The 16,570-nt window shown below is 69.2% G+C and carries 17 protein-coding genes; 6 read left to right on the forward strand and 11 right to left on the reverse strand.

Features of this window, described 5'->3' with window-relative positions; translation table 11 throughout:
- Positions 1 to 18 precede the first annotated feature (18 nt).
- Entirely contained in the window at positions 19 to 426 is a 408-nt protein-coding gene (locus ACQP06_RS22955; protein WP_433666542.1) for a VOC family protein, read from the reverse strand.
- A 25-nt stretch (positions 427 to 451) separates the two neighbouring features.
- Here ACQP06_RS22955 and ACQP06_RS22960 point away from each other — a divergent pair, with 25 nt between their 5' ends.
- Together ACQP06_RS22960 and trpS are read left to right on the forward strand one after the other, a co-directional pair.
- Positions 452 to 685 carry a helix-turn-helix domain-containing protein gene (locus tag ACQP06_RS22960; protein WP_433666543.1) on the forward strand — a complete coding sequence of 78 codons (234 nt, stop codon included), beginning with the start codon at positions 452 to 454 and terminating at the stop codon, positions 683 to 685.
- Positions 686 to 856: 171 nt separating this feature from the next.
- Positions 857 to 1,909, forward strand: coding sequence for a tryptophan--tRNA ligase (gene trpS, locus ACQP06_RS22965; RefSeq protein ID WP_433666544.1), 1,053 nt, complete (start codon positions 857 to 859; stop codon positions 1,907 to 1,909).
- Here the strand turns inward: trpS and ACQP06_RS22970 are convergent.
- Genes ACQP06_RS22970 through ACQP06_RS22980 form a run of 3 tightly spaced genes read right to left on the reverse strand, consistent with a single transcriptional unit; the run spans position 1,906 to position 5,199 of the window.
- A complete protein-coding gene (locus ACQP06_RS22970) occupies positions 1,906 to 4,287 on the reverse strand; it encodes an ATP-binding cassette domain-containing protein (protein WP_433666545.1) in 2,382 nt (793 codons plus the stop codon). The genes trpS and ACQP06_RS22970 overlap by 4 nt on opposite strands.
- 43 nt (positions 4,288 to 4,330) lie before the next feature.
- Positions 4,331 to 4,744 (reverse strand): VOC family protein, encoded by a 414-nt coding sequence (locus ACQP06_RS22975; protein WP_433666546.1) that lies wholly within the window; start codon positions 4,742 to 4,744, stop codon positions 4,331 to 4,333.
- 5 nt (positions 4,745 to 4,749) lie between these two features.
- Positions 4,750 to 5,199, reverse strand: a complete 450-nt coding sequence (locus ACQP06_RS22980; protein WP_433666547.1) for a helix-turn-helix transcriptional regulator — start codon at positions 5,197 to 5,199, stop codon at positions 4,750 to 4,752.
- A 197-nt stretch (positions 5,200 to 5,396) separates the two neighbouring features.
- On the opposite strand from ACQP06_RS22980, the gene ACQP06_RS22985 reads away from it, so the two are divergent.
- Positions 5,397 to 6,410: an alpha/beta hydrolase gene (locus tag ACQP06_RS22985; RefSeq protein ID WP_433666548.1), complete on the forward strand. Its 1,014-nt coding sequence runs from the start codon at positions 5,397 to 5,399 to the stop codon at positions 6,408 to 6,410.
- A 66-nt stretch (positions 6,411 to 6,476) separates the two neighbouring features.
- Here ACQP06_RS22985 and ACQP06_RS22990 read toward each other — a convergent pair whose 3' ends face one another.
- The 6 genes from ACQP06_RS22990 to ACQP06_RS23015 form a co-directional block, all read right to left on the reverse strand.
- Positions 6,477 to 7,355, reverse strand: a complete 879-nt coding sequence (locus tag ACQP06_RS22990) for a GNAT family N-acetyltransferase (protein WP_433666549.1) — start codon at positions 7,353 to 7,355, stop codon at positions 6,477 to 6,479.
- 59 nt (positions 7,356 to 7,414) lie between these two features.
- A complete protein-coding gene (locus tag ACQP06_RS22995) occupies positions 7,415 to 8,518 on the reverse strand; it encodes a PrsW family glutamic-type intramembrane protease (RefSeq protein WP_433666550.1) in 1,104 nt (367 codons plus the stop codon).
- Positions 8,515 to 9,084, reverse strand: a complete 570-nt coding sequence (locus ACQP06_RS23000; RefSeq protein WP_433666551.1) for a hypothetical protein — start codon at positions 9,082 to 9,084, stop codon at positions 8,515 to 8,517. The genes ACQP06_RS22995 and ACQP06_RS23000 overlap by 4 nt, the downstream gene beginning before the upstream one ends.
- A gap of 263 nt (positions 9,085 to 9,347) precedes the next feature.
- Complete coding sequence (locus tag ACQP06_RS23005) at positions 9,348 to 10,196, reverse strand: lysophospholipid acyltransferase family protein (protein ID WP_433666552.1); 849 nt, start codon at positions 10,194 to 10,196, stop codon at positions 9,348 to 9,350.
- Positions 10,197 to 10,549: 353 nt separating this feature from the next.
- Positions 10,550 to 11,317: an ABC transporter permease gene (locus ACQP06_RS23010; RefSeq protein WP_433666553.1), complete on the reverse strand. Its 768-nt coding sequence runs from the start codon at positions 11,315 to 11,317 to the stop codon at positions 10,550 to 10,552.
- Positions 11,317 to 12,267, reverse strand: a complete 951-nt coding sequence (locus ACQP06_RS23015; protein WP_433666554.1) for an ATP-binding cassette domain-containing protein — start codon at positions 12,265 to 12,267, stop codon at positions 11,317 to 11,319. The genes ACQP06_RS23010 and ACQP06_RS23015 overlap by 1 nt, the downstream gene beginning before the upstream one ends.
- Positions 12,268 to 12,371: 104 nt before the next feature.
- Here ACQP06_RS23015 and ACQP06_RS23020 point away from each other — a divergent pair, with 104 nt between their 5' ends.
- Both ACQP06_RS23020 and ACQP06_RS23025 read left to right on the forward strand, forming a co-directional pair.
- Complete coding sequence (locus tag ACQP06_RS23020) at positions 12,372 to 13,097, forward strand: TetR/AcrR family transcriptional regulator (protein ID WP_433666555.1); 726 nt, start codon at positions 12,372 to 12,374, stop codon at positions 13,095 to 13,097.
- 117 nt (positions 13,098 to 13,214) lie between these two features.
- Positions 13,215 to 14,162, forward strand: a complete 948-nt coding sequence (locus ACQP06_RS23025) for an alpha/beta hydrolase family esterase (protein ID WP_433666556.1) — start codon at positions 13,215 to 13,217, stop codon at positions 14,160 to 14,162.
- On the opposite strand, the gene ACQP06_RS23030 is transcribed toward ACQP06_RS23025, so the two are convergent.
- On the reverse strand, positions 14,133 to 15,524 hold the full coding sequence (locus ACQP06_RS23030) for an MFS transporter (RefSeq protein WP_433666557.1): 1,392 nt from the start codon (positions 15,522 to 15,524) through the stop codon (positions 14,133 to 14,135). The genes ACQP06_RS23025 and ACQP06_RS23030 overlap by 30 nt on opposite strands.
- Before the next feature lie 115 nt (positions 15,525 to 15,639).
- Between ACQP06_RS23030 and ACQP06_RS23035 the strand changes: the two genes are divergently transcribed.
- Complete coding sequence (locus tag ACQP06_RS23035) at positions 15,640 to 16,527, forward strand: LysR family transcriptional regulator (RefSeq protein WP_433666558.1); 888 nt, start codon at positions 15,640 to 15,642, stop codon at positions 16,525 to 16,527.
- Positions 16,528 to 16,570: the final 43 nt, after the last annotated feature.

A 16,570-nucleotide genomic window follows, 5' to 3' on the forward strand; every position in this document is an offset into this window, starting at 1 on the left:
CATGTGGGCTTCGACGGATCACACTGCTGCCGGTTCGGGCGGCCCGAGCAGATCCCACCGGTTTCCCGCGATGTCGAGGAAGACAGCAACCCGCCCGTACGGTTCTGTTCGCGGCTCGGTGACGAACTCCACGCCGGCATCGACCAACCGGCCGTACTCCCTGGAGAAATCCTCAACTCGGAGAAAGAAGCCGACCCGCCCAGCGATCTGCTCTCCGATTGCGCGACGTTGCCTGTCTCCATCCGCCTGTGCCAGGAGGATGCCGGTGGTCGCGGCGGGTGGACGAACAACAACCCACCGTTTGGGTCGTCCGTCGTTGGTCAGGGATGGCGAGTCTTCGATCAGATCGAAACCGAGTGTCTCGACGAAGAACTCGATGGCCGAGTCGTACTCCTCGACAATGATCGTAATCAACTCCAGGTGCACTCAGCGAGCCTAGAACGTGCCAACTATGCCGTCCACCGCGCTGGACGCCGGCCGGGCGGCCTCTGTGCTGGAACAATTCACCCGCAGGCTGGGCCGCGCGCCCGCCGCCTATCTGTTGCGCACCACCGCGATTCCCATCGCCGCAGTCGCCCGCCAAGTCGGATACGACTCCGAGGCCGCCTTCAGCCGCGCGTTCCGCCGCCGCTACGACACCCCACCGCTGCGCTACCGCAAGGGCGACACCCCGCCCCGCCCCTGACCCGCACCGCGCCCCGCTTGTTATGGTGGACAGGTGATTCACATCCGGCAGGCATGGCGCTGGTCGCAGTAGCGGCCCGCTGAACCATGTCCACGGGCTGTACGCGGCCCGTGCTTCCCGACCGGAACACCCTGCTCGTGCAGCCCTCCATGAACTTTCAGGAGTTGTACGGTGACCACCCTGTCAGATTCCTTCGCCGCCACCCGCGACCGCAGCGACGGCCTGGCCGCCGAGGTGGCCGCCCATCCCGGCCGCTTCCGCGTCCTCACGGGTGAACGGCCCACGGGCAGACTGCATCTGGGCCACTACTTCGGCACCATCCGGGAACGGGTGCGCTTGCAGGGGCTGGGCGTGGACCTGTGGGTGATCCTGGCCGACTACCAGGTCATCACCGACCGCGACACCCTCGGCCAGGTCCGCGACAACGTGGTGAACGCGGTGCTGGACTACGCGGCCGCCGGGATCGACACGAGCCGGGCCACGGTCTTCACCCATTCCGCGGTTCCGGCTCTCAATCAGCTGATGCTGCCGTTCCTGAGTCTGGTCACCGAGGCCGAGTTGCACCGCAATCCGACGGTGAAGACCGAACTCGCCGCGTCGGGACGGGCGCTGAGCGGGCTGATGCTCACCTACCCGGTGCATCAGGCCGCCGACATCCTTTTCTGCAAGGGCAATCTGGTGCCGGTCGGCAAGGATCAGCTGCCCCACCTGGAGCTGACCCGGGTCATCGCGCGGCGCTTCAACGAGCGCTTCGGGCCTGTGTTCCCCGAACCGCAGGCGCTGCTCACCTCCACCCCGGAGATCCCCGGCCTGGACGGGCGCAAGATGAGCAAGAGCTACGGCAACGCCATCTCGCTGTCCATGACCGCCGACGAGACCGCGGCCCTGATCCGCCGCACCCCCACCGACGCCGACCGGCGCATCACCTTCGATCCCGACGCCCGCCCCGGCGTGTCCGCGCTGCTCACCACCGCGGCGCTGTGCCTGGGCAGCGACGAGGTGCCCCTGGCCGACAAGCTCGGCGACGGCGGCGGCGCGGCGCTCAAGAAGCTCGCCACCGACGCGGTCAACGACTGCTTCGCCGCCCACCGCGCCCGGCGCGCGGAACTGGCCGCGGACCCGGACTTCGCGATCGGCCTTGTCCGTGAAGGCAATCGGCGCGCGAACGAGATCGCCGAACGCACCCTCGACGAGGTGCGCGCGGCGATGGGGACGGTGTACTAGGAGCCGATGTACGCGGCCAGGTGCTCGCCGGTCAGGGTGGATCGCGCGGCCACCAGGTCCGCGGGCGTGCCCTCGAAGACGATCCGGCCCCCATCGTGGCCCGCGCCCGGACCCAGGTCGATGATCCAGTCCGCGTGCGCCATGACGGCCTGGTGATGCTCGATCACGATGACCGTCTTGCCGGAATCGACCAAGCGGTCCAGCAATCCGAGCAGGTTCTCCACATCGGCCAGGTGCAGACCGGTGGTCGGCTCGTCCAGGACGTAGACGCCGCCCTTCTCGCCCATGTGGGTGGCCAGCTTCAGGCGCTGCCGCTCACCGCCGGACAGCGTGGTCAGCGGCTGGCCCAGGCTCACATAGCCCAGCCCGACCTCGTGGAGGTGTTCCAGGATCTTGTGGGCGGCGGGGATTTTCGCCTCACCCTCGGCGAAGAAGCCCAGGGCCTCGGCGACCGGCATGGCCAGCACCTCGCTGATGTCGCGCCCGCCCAGCTTGTATTCGAGCACCGCGGCCTGGAACCGCTTGCCCTCGCACTCCTCGCACACGGTCGCGACCCCGGCCATGATGGCCAGGTCGCTGTAGATCACGCCCGCGCCGTTGCAGGTCGGGCACGCGCCCTCCGAATTCGCGCTGAACAGTGCGGGTTTCACGCCATTGGCCTTCGCGAAGGCCTTGCGGATGGGTTCGAGCAGGCCGGTGTAGGTGGCCGGGTTGCTGCGCCGCGACCCCTTGATCGCGCCCTGATCGACCGAGATCACACCCTCACCGGCGGGAATCGAGCCGTGCACCAGCGAGCTCTTGCCCGAGCCCGCCACACCGGTGATGACCACCAGCACGCCCAGCGGAATGTCGACATCGACCTTCCGCAGGTTGTTGGCGGTCGCGCCGCGAATCTTCAACGCCCCCTTCGACTCGCGCACCGCGTCCTTGAGCGCGGCGCGGTCGTCGAAGTGGCGGCCGGTGATGGTGCCGCTGGCGCGCAGTCCGTCGACGGTGCCCTCGAAGCAGACGGTGCCGCCGCCAGAACCCGCGGCCGGGCCGATGTCGACGATGTGGTCGGCAATGGCGATGGTCTCCGGCTTGTGCTCGACCACCAGCACGGTATTGCCCTTGTCGCGCAGGCGCAGCAGCAGATCGTTCATGCGCTGGATGTCGTGCGGGTGCAGGCCCACGGTCGGCTCGTCGAACACGTAGGTGACGTCGGTGAGCGCGGACCCGAGATGGCGGATCATCTTGACTCGCTGGGCCTCTCCGCCCGACAGCGTGCCCGAGGCGCGGTCCAGGCTCAGGTAGCCCAGCCCGATCTCCACCAGCGAGTCCAGCACCTGCCGCAACGCCTCCAGCAGCGGCGCGACACCCGGATCGCGCAGCCCGCGCACCCAGTCGGCCAGATCGCTGACCTGCATGGCGCACGCGTCGGCGATGCTGATCTTGTCGATCTTCGAGGAGCGGGCCAGCTCGCTGAGCCGGGTGCCGTGGCAGTCGGGGCAGATCTGGAAGGTGACCGCGCGCTCGACGAAGGCGCGGATGTGCGGCTGCACCGAGTCGATGTCCTTGGACAGCATCGACTTCCGGATCTTGGGGATCAGACCCTCGTAGGTCAGGTTGATGCCCTCGACCTTGATCTTCGTCGGTTCCTTGTACAGCAGATCGGCGATCTCGCGCTTGTTGTACTTCTTGATCGGCTTGTCCGGATCGAAGAACCCGCTGCCCATGAAGATGCGCCCGAACCAGCCGTCCATGCTGTAGCCCGGAATCGTGAACGGCCCCTCCCGCAACGACTTCGAGTCGTCGTAGAGCTGGGTCAGGTCGATGTCGTTGACCGAGCCGCGGCCCTCGCACCGCGGGCACATGCCGCCGGTCACCGAGAAGGTGCGCCGCTCCTTGACCTGCTTGCCGCCCTTCTCCACGGTCACCGCGCCCGCGCCGCTGATCGAGGCCACATTGAACGAGAACGCCTGCGGCGAACCGATATGCGGCTGACCGAGGCGGCTGAACAGGATGCGCAGCATGGCCATGGCGTCGGTCGCGGTGCCGACGGTGGAGCGCGGATCGCCGCCCATGCGCTGCTGGTCCACGCTGATCGCGGTGGTCAGGCCGTCCAGCACGTCCACGTCCGGGCGGGCCAGGCTCGGCATGAAGCCCTGCACGAACGCGCTGTAGGTCTCGTTGATCAGCCGCTGCGACTCCGCGGCGATGGTGTCGAAGACCAGCGAGCTCTTGCCCGAACCGGACACGCCCGTGAACACGGTGAGCCGCCGCTTGGGCAGGTCGACGGAGACGTCCTTGAGGTTGTTCACCCGGGCACCGACCACCCGGATCAGATCGTGGGCGTCGGCGGCGGGCAGGGCGTTCTTCGTGGACTTGCTCGGGGCCATGCGTGTCTCCATCTGAGGGCGGACCGGTCGGGCGGGAAAGCGGTTAGGGCACCTGCTGGATACGGACCATATTGCCCGCGGGGTCGCGCACCGCGAAGTCGCGCACGCCGTAGGGCTGGTCGGTCGGCTCCTGGACGATCTCGACCGCGTCGTTCGCCTGCAACCGCTCGAAGGCCGCGTCCACGTCCTCGGCCGCCAGCAGGACGCTGCCGTAGGTGCCCTTGGCCATCATCTCGACGATGAGCTTGCGCTCGTCCTCGGTGATGCCCGGATCGACGGCGGGCGGGTGCAGCACGATGGAGGTTCCGGGCTGATCGGGCGGGCCCACGGTGAGCCAGCGCAGGCCGTTGTAGCCGACATCCTTGCGCAGCTCGAAGCCGAGCGCGTCGCGGTAGAACGCGAGCGCAGCGTCCGCGTCATTGTGCGGGAGGAAGCTCGAGAGAATGGTGATGTCCATGTCGATCAGGCTAGTTGCGAGCCGCTTGCCTGGGCTTCTCGATTCCTGATCGGTCGAGTCACCTGCTTCTCCACACACGACGGCATCCCTTCGGGCGCGTCGGCCATCTGCTGCTTGTACACACTCGGCGGCACACCGACCAGTTCGGTGAACCGGGTGCTGAACGTGCCCAGCGACGAACAACCCACCGCGAAACAGATTTCGGTGACGCTCAGATCCCCGCGCCGCAACAACGCCATGGCCCGTTCGATGCGCCGCGTCATCAGATACGCGTACACCGACTCGCCGTAGGCCGCCCGGAACTGCCGGCTCAGATGCCCGGCCGAGATGTGCGCGTCGCGCGCGAGCGCCTCCACATCCAACGGCTGCGCGTACTCGCGATCGATCCGGTCCCGCACCCGCCGCAGGCGCGCCAGGTCGCGTAGGCGCTGCTCCTCGTCGGGTTTGCTCGTCACCCCTCGATGGTCGCACGCTGGGCCGACAGCCCCGGGACGACGTGCCCGGCGGATTGGGGACTACCGCCCGGACGATTTGTCAGGTAACAGTTTTGCCTTGACACAAGACATAGCGTGCGGGGAACCCGGGACATCCGGGACCCGGCACCGATCTACATGCGGCCGTGCACGGCCCGAGAACTGGGACCAGCTCTTCGATGAAGCTCTCTGCACTACGTAACCGGACCGCCCTGCGCACCGCCGCGGTCGCCCTCTCCGCAGTCCTGTCCGTGGCCCTCGCGGCCGGCACCGGATCGGCCGACCAGGACAAGGCCTCCTCGGTCTCCTCGGTGACCAAGGAGGGCCGCACCTGGCATCTGAAGGTCTACTCGGCGGCCATGGGCAGGGACATCACCGTCGACGTGCAGCGTCCGGTCGACGAATCGCAGCCCGCCCCCAACCTGTACCTGCTCAACGGCCTCGACGCCGGCGAGGGCACCGCCAGCTGGTCCGCGCAGACCAACGCGCTGGGCTTCCTGTCCGACAAGCAGGTCAATGTCATCCAGCCGATCGGCGGCCGCGGCAGCTACTACGCCGACTGGATCCAGACCGACCCGCAGCTGGGCGTCAACAAGTGGACGACGTTCTTCACCCAGGAACTGCCGCCGCTGCTGGACGCCGCCCTCGGCTCCACCGGCCTGAACTCGCTGGCGGGCCTGTCCACCTCCGGCACCTCGGTGCTGCAGCTGGCCGAGGCCAAGCCGGGCCTGTTCAAGTCCGTGGCCGCCTACAGCGGATGCGCGCAGATCGCCGACCCGATGGGCCGCCAGTTCGTGAAGCTGGCCGTCGAGACCTGGGCGGGCGGCAACACCGCCAATATGTACGGCCCGGCCGACAGCCCGCTGTGGGCCGCCAACGACCCGGTCATCAATGCCGAGAAGCTGCGCGGCACCCAGCTCTACGTCTCCAGCGGCAGCGGCATCCCGCTCATGCGCGACGTCGAGTTCTACACCAAGTCCGCCCCGGGCGTGCAGGGTGACGTGAACCTGGCGCTGGGCATGATCATCGAGGGCGCGGTCAACGCCTGCACCCACAACCTGCAGAGCAAGCTCGACTCGCTGCAGATCCCGGGCACCTTCCGCTACGACCCGGTCGGCACCCACTACTGGCCGTACTGGGAAGAGGCCCTGCACGACTCGTGGCCGATGCTGGCCTCGGGCATGGGCATCTGACCCACGCTTCCACGCGGAACGCCGCATACCGACGATCGGTATGCGGCGTTCGGCGTTTCGGGGTGACTACATGGCCGCGGCGCCCGGAACGCTCATCGGCGTGCGGACGATGCGGCCGCCCAGCCGCTCGTTGACCGAGAACCCTTGGTGGCGGCACCATTTCGCCAGCACCGGGACGGCGGAGTCGTCGTCGCGGAAGGTCGGGACCAGCTGGCCGACGATGTACAGGTGATGGGCGTCCGCGGCCCGGCACAGGTGCTGCAGGATCGCGGTGCCCAGGCCGGTGCCGCGCAGTTCCGGATTGACGGTGATGTTGTCGAGCTTGATGGTGTCGGCGTAGACGTCGAAGACCACCTCGGCGAGGTTGTCGTCGCGGCGCAGCGACTCGATGTCGGACGGCACCGGCCGCAGGACGCCGGGCAGGTGATCGGAAAGCCGTTGCCGCGCGGCGTCATCGGGGGCGGAGCGGGTGATGGCGAGCAGCTCCTCGGTGAGGTCGGCGACCACGGCCCGATCCCCCACCGCGGCCATCGGGCGGGCCTCCCCGGTCGCGCGCGCCAGCGCCTCCAGGCGGCGTGTCCAGTGCGGGTGCTCGGCGCTGTGGCGCTCCGTCAGCTCGGCGAGGGTGTCCTCCAGGCACAGCGGCGCGCCGAGACTGCGCACGAATCCGCCCGACAGCACACCCCAGCGATGATCGTCCGCGCCGACACCGTGCACGGCCAGATCCCGCATCAGCGCGTCCCGGCGAGCCGTGGCGCGAGCGGTCGGCGAGCCGGGCAGCTTGCTCAGCCACTTGTGCCACCCGTTCAGGTTCGCGCGGATCCGGGTGCCGGCGATGTCGGCGCTCGCGTCGAGGTAGTTGCACAGCGCTTGCTGACGACGCTCCAGCAACTCGTCCACCGGCCGACGCGCGGGGTCGGCGGGCGGCGTCTGACCCTCACTCATACTGACCCACGCTAGCGTCCAGTTATCTCGACGCAGGTCACCGGCACGCGTTAAAACGCTTACCAGTGGTAACGGACCACCCTGCCCTGCGGGAACCCGCCCGATCCGGGACCGACATCACCTGTCAACCGGGGTTGCCCGGAGGTATCCAAATCGGTGATGCGATCCACCAGATCACGCTCGTACACCAGGGCCTGCTTGCGCGTCCAGCCGGTCGAATGCCGCAGCGCCGCACGGGCTTCGCGGCGGCGGTGGTAGGTGAGCAGCGGGGCCAGCGCCGCCTCCGACCCGATGGCGCGCGCGGCCGGGCGGGCGATGAGCCCGCGGAACCAGCGCCGCTCGCTCGCCAGCACCCAGGCGTACGCCAGGGCGAAAATGACCAGGTCGATGAGGATCGGCAGGTAGGTCGAGACCAAGGGCGGGCCCGGCGGGCGCGGGGCGTCGAAGAGCACGTGCATGGTGAACGCCAGCCCGTAGAACACGGCGAACACCCCGAACCGCCACAGCCACGACCGGTCCGAACGGACCAGCGCCACCACGATCCCCACCCCCGCCAGCGCCGACATGGCCCAGTGCGAGGTGAGCGCGGTGACCAGCCGCAGCACCGCCACCAGCAGCACGTCCGCCACCGGCGTCTGCGGCGACGACAACGCGGTCTGCGTGCTGTAGAGGCAGTCCTCCGCGATCTGCGCGCCCAGCCCGACCGCCGCGCCCAGCAGCAGTCCGTGCATGGGCCGGGTCAGCCGCGACCGGAACAGCAATGCCAACACCGCGATACCGATCGCCTTGATGTACTCCTCGTCGATCGGCGCGGTGATCGCGGCACTCCAGCTGATCGCGAACCGGTCCCCGAACAGATTCGTGACCGCCCGGCTCAGATGGTCATTGGCCCACATGGCCAGCCCGGTCCACACCGTCGCACCCCAGATCGCGCCCATCACCAGGGGAGCCATCAGGTGGCGCCGCGCCCGGAAAGGGTCCAGCGCGAACAGGATCCGCCCGATCACCAGCAGGGTGAGCGCCGTGATCGGCAGCGCCGCCAGCGCCGCCGCCCCCGCGAACCACACCTGCCCCGCCGCCTGCAGCAGGAACAGCAGCGGACCCATCACCACCGCCACGCAGTAGACCCAGAACAATGCCGAACGCGGCTGGAACCAGCTCATGCCTCCACCGCCTTGCCGGAGCTCAGCACCTCGGTGATCAACTGGAGGCCCGCCTCGCGGGTGGGGCCGGTGGCCAGGAGGGTGACGCCCACGTCGCCGCTCGCAACCACCGCGCACACGCCACCCGGCTTGTCGGGCAATTCGCAGGTGAGACCGTGGAATTCGCCTTCGTCGACGACTCCCCCGTCGAAGCGCGCGGCCACGCCCGCCGCGCGCAGGGGTAGGAGCATGCGGGGTGCGGCCGTGGGGAAATCGGTGATGCCGTCGGTCACCGACACCGACAGCCGCCGCTCGCCGTCCTCGGATTTCAGGATCACGACCGATTCGTCACCGGTCGCCTGCCGCCGCATCGGCTCGGGCACCCGGAAGAAGACGGCGTTGGCGGGATCGTCGCCGCCGTGCACCGCGCCTATGCCGGAGGCGGTCAGCGTGATGCCGGTCCCCTCGGCCAGGTCGGTCACACGGGTCGGCACGGCGTCCGACAGCAGGGGCGGCACCACCAGCGCCACCGCGAGCGCCCCCACCGCCGCCAGCGCGGGGCCTACCGAATGCACAAGGCGCGCCATGTCTTCCACCCTCTCGGCTCCCTGAGGCAACGTCCGGGGACGGTGGATGCGTTCCGGACGCCCGGCTCGAGGCCCGGGCAGTCGCCGCCCGGGCGCTTGCCGCGAGTTAACCACATCGGGCGGCCGGAGCGTGTCCGCAGCGCCGGAGCGAAGCCGGGGCCGAATACGAGACGAGGATGCCGCCCGCGGCTCCGGCCCGCGTACGGCATCCTCGATGGCTCATCCGGCGAAATCCGCTGTCCCCCTACAGCGAATCCGCGCGCTCACAGCAGGTCGGCGAGACCCTTCAGCGGTCCGGGCAGGCCCGCCGCGTGCTTCTTGAGGCCCGCGACCACCGGGTTCGGGGTCTCGGTGCGCAGCCGGTCCAGCTCGGTCTGCATGGTCGAGACCGTGCGGGTGTAGTAGTCGTCGACCGTAGCGGTGTCATCCGGGTCGCCGGGCTCGGTGGACCAGTCCAGGGCGGGCAGGAAGCTGACCGTCACCGAGGCCGGCAGCGGCAGCTGCGGCAGGATCGGGGCGATGCCGAAGGGCAGGCCCAGCGTGTACGGAAACACCTTGGCGCGCACCAGCTTGTCGAGCTGCAGCAGCTTGGCGGTGCGCTCGCCGCGGCTGAGCACGAAGATCGAGTCGTGGCCGCCGTTGGCTACCGCGGGAATCACCGGAACCCCCAATTCCAGTGCGAGCCGGATGAAGCCCTTGCGATCGGCGAAGTCGATCTTGCCGCGATCGGTCCACGGGCGGCACGCCTCCCAGTCGCCGCCGGGGTAGACCATGACCGCGCCGCCGTCCTTGAGCCCCTTGGCGGCGGATTCCTTCGATGCCGCGATGACGCCGAACTGGCGCAGGCTGTCACCGAGAACCGGTGCGCGCAGCAGGATGTCGTGGGCGACGCCGTAGCTGGGCTCGTCGGGGCGGTGCTCCAGCATGGCCATGAAGGTGATCCACACCTCCGGGGCCCAGTAGATGGACGAGTGATTGCCGATCACCAGCGCCGGGCCGGAAGTCGGCAGATTCTCCACGCCGACCACGGTGGGCGTGAAGTAGTCGGTGTAGGCCCGCGCGAGCGGAAGCAGCGGGTGGTTCGGGTCGGGGATTACCTTGTTCTCGGTCATGAGCCATTCCTGTCGATTGCTTTGCCGGGGACGGGCAGCACGCAACGACATCGCACGACGCTTTCGAAACAACGTCGAGCCGAATTGAATTGCCCCCGGGTCAGATCCCCATTGATTAGCTCCGACGGCCGCGCATGCGCGGTCCGGTTCAGCGTACGGACGTCGCTGCGTTGCGACAGATGCCCGTCACCGTCCTCCTGCACCATCGACGTTATCAACCCAAGCGTTTGCTTGTTAGGAAGTGTGCGAAACCCAACATTCATCTCACTGCCCCGGTTCCGCACACCGCATTCGCCTTAAGATGGCTCACCCGAGATGCCATGCGTAGATGCGCATATCGGCGTAGACATATCTCAGGAGGTGGTTCGGCGACGGGACAGCGCGCCCGCCGCGAGGTACCCGGCCAGGGCCAGACCCGCGCACCACGCCAGCGCGGTCGGCGCGGAATCCCCCACCGGCGTACCCATCAGCAGACCACGCACCGTCTCGGTGACGGAGGTGACCGGTTGGTGCGCCGCGAAACCGCGCAGCCAGCTCGGCAGGGTCTGGGTCGGCACGAACGCGCTGCTCACGTAGGGCAGGAACATGAAGAAGAACATGAAACCATTGGCCGCCTCGGGATTCGAGGCCAGCAGCCCGAGCGCGGCCGCGATCCAGGACAGCGCCACCACGAAGCAGGCCAGCACGCCCGCCACCGCCAGCCAGCGCAGCGGGTCCGCGGTGGGCCGGAAGCCGAGCGCCACGGCCACCAGCACCACCAGCGAACTGGTGAGCAGATTGCGCAGCACGCTCTCCAGCACGTGCCCGGTCAGCACCGAGTTGCGGGAGACGGCCATGGCGCGGAACCGGTCCACGATGCCGCTGTGGGTATCGGTGGCCACCGCCACCGCGGTCGCGCCTGAGCCGAATCCCGCGCACAGCAGAATGATTCCGGGCACCACGTAGTCGATATAGGACCCGCCGACATTCATCGCGCCGCCGAATACGTACACGAACATCAGCAGAATGCTGACCGGCACGGCGATGGTCATGATCATGGTGTCCGGACTGCGCAGGGTGTGGCGCAGATTGCGGCCGACCATGGTGGCGGAGTCCTGGGCGGAGTGCACGAGAGTACGCATTACGCAGCGCCTTTCACGGTATTGCCGGTGAGGGCGAAGAAGACGTCGTCGAGATCGGGTGTGTGAATGGACAAGTGGTCGATGGCCACGGCGTGATCGTCGAAATGGTCGAGCAGCTTGCGGATATCGCCGACACTGCCGTCCGAGGGCACCCGCAAGGCCAGCTCCTCGCCGTCGATCTCGGCCACCGGCAGCGCTCGCGCGGCCGCCGCCAGCCCGTGCTCGTCGGCGAAGCCCAGCCGCAGATGCCCGCCCGGCACCAGGCGCTTCAGCTCCTCGGCGCGCCCGTCGGCCACGATGCGGCCGCCGTCGAGCACCGCGATGCGGTCGGCCAACTGGTCGGCCTCCTCCAGATACTGGGTGGTGAGGAAGATGGTGACGCCGTCGGCCACCAGGCCGCGGATCACCCGCCACAGTTCGCGGCGGCTGCGCGGGTCCAGTCCGGTGGTGGGCTCGTCGAGGAAGACGATGCGGGGCTGCCCCATCAGGCTCATGGCGATGTCGAGGCGTCGCCGCATGCCGCCGGAATAGGAGCCCGCGCGCTTGCCGGCGGCCTCGGTGAGCTCGAACTGCTCCAGCAGTCGCGCTGTGCGCCGGGCGGTCTCGCGGGATCCGAGGTGCAGCAGCCGCCCCATGAGCCGCAGGTTCTCCGCACCGGTGAGGATCTCGTCGACCGCCGCGAACTGCCCGGTGACGCCGATGGCCGCGCGCACGGTGTCGGCCTCGCGCACGGTGTCGTGGCCACCGACCCGCAGCACTCCCCCATCGGCGCGTTCGAGGGTGGTGAGGATGCGGACCATGGTGGTCTTGCCCGCGCCGTTGGGGCCGAGCAGGGAGAACACCGTCCCGGCGGGCACGGTGACGTCGATGCCCCGCAGTACGGGCTGGTCGCCGAAGGCTTTGACGAGGCCGCTCACCTCGATGGCGGGCCCCGATCCGGATGTGGTCATGGAGAGCTCCGTTCATAAACTGTGTATGCCATACACTCTGTTTATAGGCTACACAGTTTCTTCGATGCCGCAAGATGGAAACCGAACCCACGACAGGAGGTCCGATGACGCCCGAGCCGCAAGCCCTGCCCAAATCGGTGAAACTGCTCTGGGATCTGGACGAGGCGGGCAGCCGGGGACCCCGGCGCGGCATGAGCCTCGAGCAGATCCTCGCCACGGCCATGACCATCGCCGACACCGAGGGCTACGCGGCGCTGTCCATGGCGCGGGTCGCCAAGGAGCTCGGCTTCACCACCATGTCGCTGTACCGCTACGTCGACAGCAAGGAGACCCTCGTGGTGCTGCTGTACGACCGCATCTTCGACCACACCCCGGAACTGCCCGCGGGCTGGCGCGCCGGACTGGAAGCCTGGGCCTGGGCCGAGTTCCACGCCATCCGCGCCCACGACTGGTGGCTCGACATCCCGATGACCACTCCCCCGCTCGGCCCGAACAATATGGCCTGGCTGGAGACCGGCATGAACGCCCTCGCCGAGGTCGACATCCCCGAGGCGCTCAAACTCCAACTGCTGGTGAACCTCTCGATCTACGTGATCGGCCGCACCCGGTTCCTGCGCGACGCCATCCGCCAGAGCGAGGATCAGGACTACACCGGCATCCTCACCTCCGTCCTCGACCCGCGGCGCTTCCCCGCCGTCACCAGCGCGCTCACCAATCGCGCCTTCGAGAGCGACGACATGCACTGGGAGGAAGCCGATTTCGGGTTCGCGCTGGACCGGCTGCTGGACGGTTACCAAGTCTTCATCGACGCGAACACCGGCGCACGGTAGGCCATCGGCCCGTGCCGGCGCGCTAGCAGATTCCAGCTATATCAGCTCGAGAGCCTGAACGAAAAGATCTCTTGTCGCTACAGTCCCACGAAACTGCTTGACAGACAGGTGATTACAGTGAGGCTCAGATTCAGAGCGCTGGCGATGGCCGCGGTCGGAGCACTGTTCGCACTCTCGATGACCGGTGTCGCGGCCGCCCCCGCGAACGCGGTCGGCCTGCCCCCGTGCGGTCTGACCTGCGACGACCCCTTGCCGCCTTCACCCGCCGGATGCTCGAGCGCGGCCACCGGCGGCACCCTCGCGCTGACCCTGCCCGACAAGAGCGGGGTCGACCGTCCCTTCCGGCTCTTCGTGCCGTCCGGGCTGAGCGGAGCCGCGCCGCTGGTGGTCGCGCTGCACGGCGGTCAGGACAATCCGACGCACTTCGAAACCGCCACCGGCTGGACCGCGGTCGCGCAGAGCAAGAAGTTCATCGTCGCCTACCCCCAGGGCGGCAAGAACGACGGCGCGGCGGACAAGTGGGCCTGGGAGTTCAGCGCCTCCAACCCCGCCAACGACGTTCCGTTCCTGCGCAGCCTGGTCCACGCCATCGGCAACGACTACTGCGTGAACCCCAAGCGCGTGCACTTCATCGGGCATTCCAACGGCGGGCAGATGACCTCCCGGATGGCGTGCTCCGCCTCGGATCTGGTGGCCTCGGCCGCGGTGTGGGCCGGGCCCAGCGGCGCGTGGGACGCCAACGACTGCCCGACCACCCGCAAGCTGTCGTTCGGCGTGATGCTCAACGACAACGACCCCATCGTGTGGCAGATCGTCGCCGAGCAGCATCGAGACCTGTGGCGTACCAAGGACGGTTGCGGAGCCACCCCGGCCTCGGAGACCGGCACCGCGGTGGTGAAGGGCGAGCGCTACTCGTGCGCGTCGGGCACCCAGGTGCTGTACCGGCTGTACCACACCACCGATGACGCGGCGAAGGCTCACCTGTGGCCCACCCCGGGCTCGGCGGCCGCGACCGACGTCAACAACCGCATGTGGTCACTGCTGAACGCCAACCCGCTGCCCTGACAGCCGCGGCTCCGGGGTCCCGGCACGCTCGGGGCCCCGGGGCGACAGCGCGGCGGTGAGCAGCGCGGCGACCGCGAAAAGCACTGCCACGCAAGCCACCAGGCCGATCCAGCCGCCCGCCGCGTAGGCGATCCCGGCCGCGCTGCCGACCACCGCGCTGCCCAGGTAGTACGCGAACATGTAGAGAGACGATGCGGCGCCGCGGTTCTCGGCCAGCGCGCCGACCCAGGCGCTGGCCGCGGTGTGCGCGCCGAAGAACCCGGTGGTGAGCAGCAGGATGCCGATCAGCACCGTGCTCAGGTGGTCCGGGATGGTCACGGCCAGGCCGACGACCATCAGGGCCAGCGAGACGACCAGGATCCGGTGGTGGCCACGGCGATCGGCGAGCCGGCCCGCGTAGGCCGACGCCGCCGTGCCCGCGAGGTACAGCACGAACACCAGACCGACCACCGCCTCGGACAGGCCGAAGGGGCGGTGGGTCAGCCGGTAGCCGAGGTAGTTGTAGATCGACACGAAACTGCCCATGAGCAGGAAGGCCAGCCCGAACAGCGCGGCCGGGCGTGGAGCGCGCACCTGCCGGGCGAGATCACCGAGCGGCGTCCCGAAACCGGCCGGGCGAGCGGCGAATCCGCGTGAGGCGGGCAGCGTCCGCGCGAACCACACCGCGCCCGCCGCCACCGCCAGCGACACCGTCAACTCCGCCCACCGCCACGACGTCAGCCCGAGCGCGAGCGACGGGATCAACCGGCCCGACAGTCCACCGATACTCGTCCCCGCGATGTACACCCCCATCGCCGAACCCAGCCCGCCGGCGCCGACCTCCTCGGCCAGATACGCCATCGCCACCGCGGGCACCCCGGCCAGCGCGACACCCTGCACCGCGCGCACCGCCAGCAGCGTGTCCAACGTCGGGCACAACGGCAGCAGCAGCCCGAGCGCCGCGGCCGCCACCGCCGACCCGATCAGCACCCGGGTCCGGCCGATCCGCGCCGACAGCACACCCACCGGAATGATCGCCAGCGCAAGGAATCCCGTGGTCAGCGACACCGCCAGCGCCGCGTGCGCGGGCGGCACCGCGAACGCCGCCGACAGGCTCGGCAGCAGCGACTGGGTGGAGTACATGGCCGCGAAGGTGGTCAGCCCGGCCGCGAAAAGCGCCACGGTGACCCGCTTCTCGTGGGCTCCGGCGAACTCGGCGGACCCGTCCGGCTCCGGGCGTTCGCTGGAGGCGACGTGTTGGTCCGACGGGATGAGCTCGCGCTGGGCGATGGACCCCGGATCGGGCGCGGGCGCGATGGTCACGGCGGCCGTGGGGGCGCCGATCGGACGCGGTGTGCTCGATGGCTGATCGGCGCTGGTCATCGGGTCCTCCCACGGTGGATCGGTTACGGATCCAGGGTGGGTGACCGGCGCTTAGATCGGAAATGCATGATGGTCGGTAGGCTCATGCCACTGCGGTATATAGCGAGGAGGCGGTGTGCTCGGCGCGGATCTGGAGTGGTTCACGACACTCGCCGAAACCGAGAATGTGAGCGGGGCGGCCGACCGATTGCATCTGGCCCAGCCGACGCTGTCGCGGATGCTCGCCCGGTTGGAGCGGCGGCTGGGCGCTCCCCTGTTCGATCGGCACGGGAAGCGCATCCGGCTCAACGAGTACGGCCGCCTGTACTACGAGCACGCCCGCCGCGCCCGCGCGGAACTGCGGGCCGGGGAGCAGGCCGTCGCCGACCGGGTCAATCCGGCCAAGGGGGTGGTGCGGCTGTCGTTCCTGCATTCCTTCGGCAGTCGGCTGGCGCCGGAGTTGATCGCCGAATTCCGGCGCGGGGCCGGACGGGTCGACTTCGGGCTGTTCCAGGGCGCGGCCGAGACGATCACCCGCCAGGTCCTCGACGGGGAAGCCGATCTGGCGCTGGTGTCGCCGCGGCCGAGCGAGCCCGGCATCGGGTGGCACACGCTGCTGAATCAGCCGCTGGTGCTGGCGGTTCCCGCCGATCACCGGCTGGCCGGGCAGCGCCGGACCCGGCTGAGCGAGCTCGCCGACGCCGAATTCATCACCATGCATCCGGGATTCGGGATGCGGCGCATCTTCGACGACCTGTGCGCGGCGGCCGGGATCCGGCCGCGCATAGCCTTCGAGACCAGTGACCTGGTGACGGTGCGGGGACTGGTGGCGGCCGGGCTCGGGGTGGCGCTGGTGCCCGCCGAGGAACCGTCGCCGCCGGACCTGGCCGTCGTCCCGCTCGCCGACGCCGGGGCTTCGCGCGATGTGGGGCTGATCTGGTCGGCGACCGCGACACCGTCGGAGGCGGTACGCCGGTTCCGCGATTTCGCGGTGGACCGGGCGGCCCGCCGCCCCGCCCGCTGAGCCCGCGCACTGTCCCGGCGAGCCCACGCACTGTTACGGTTGC

The sequence above is a fragment of the Nocardia sp. CA-136227 genome (assembly GCF_050955695.1).
In the GTDB taxonomy this organism is placed as follows: Bacteria; Actinomycetota; Actinomycetes; order Mycobacteriales; family Mycobacteriaceae; genus Nocardia.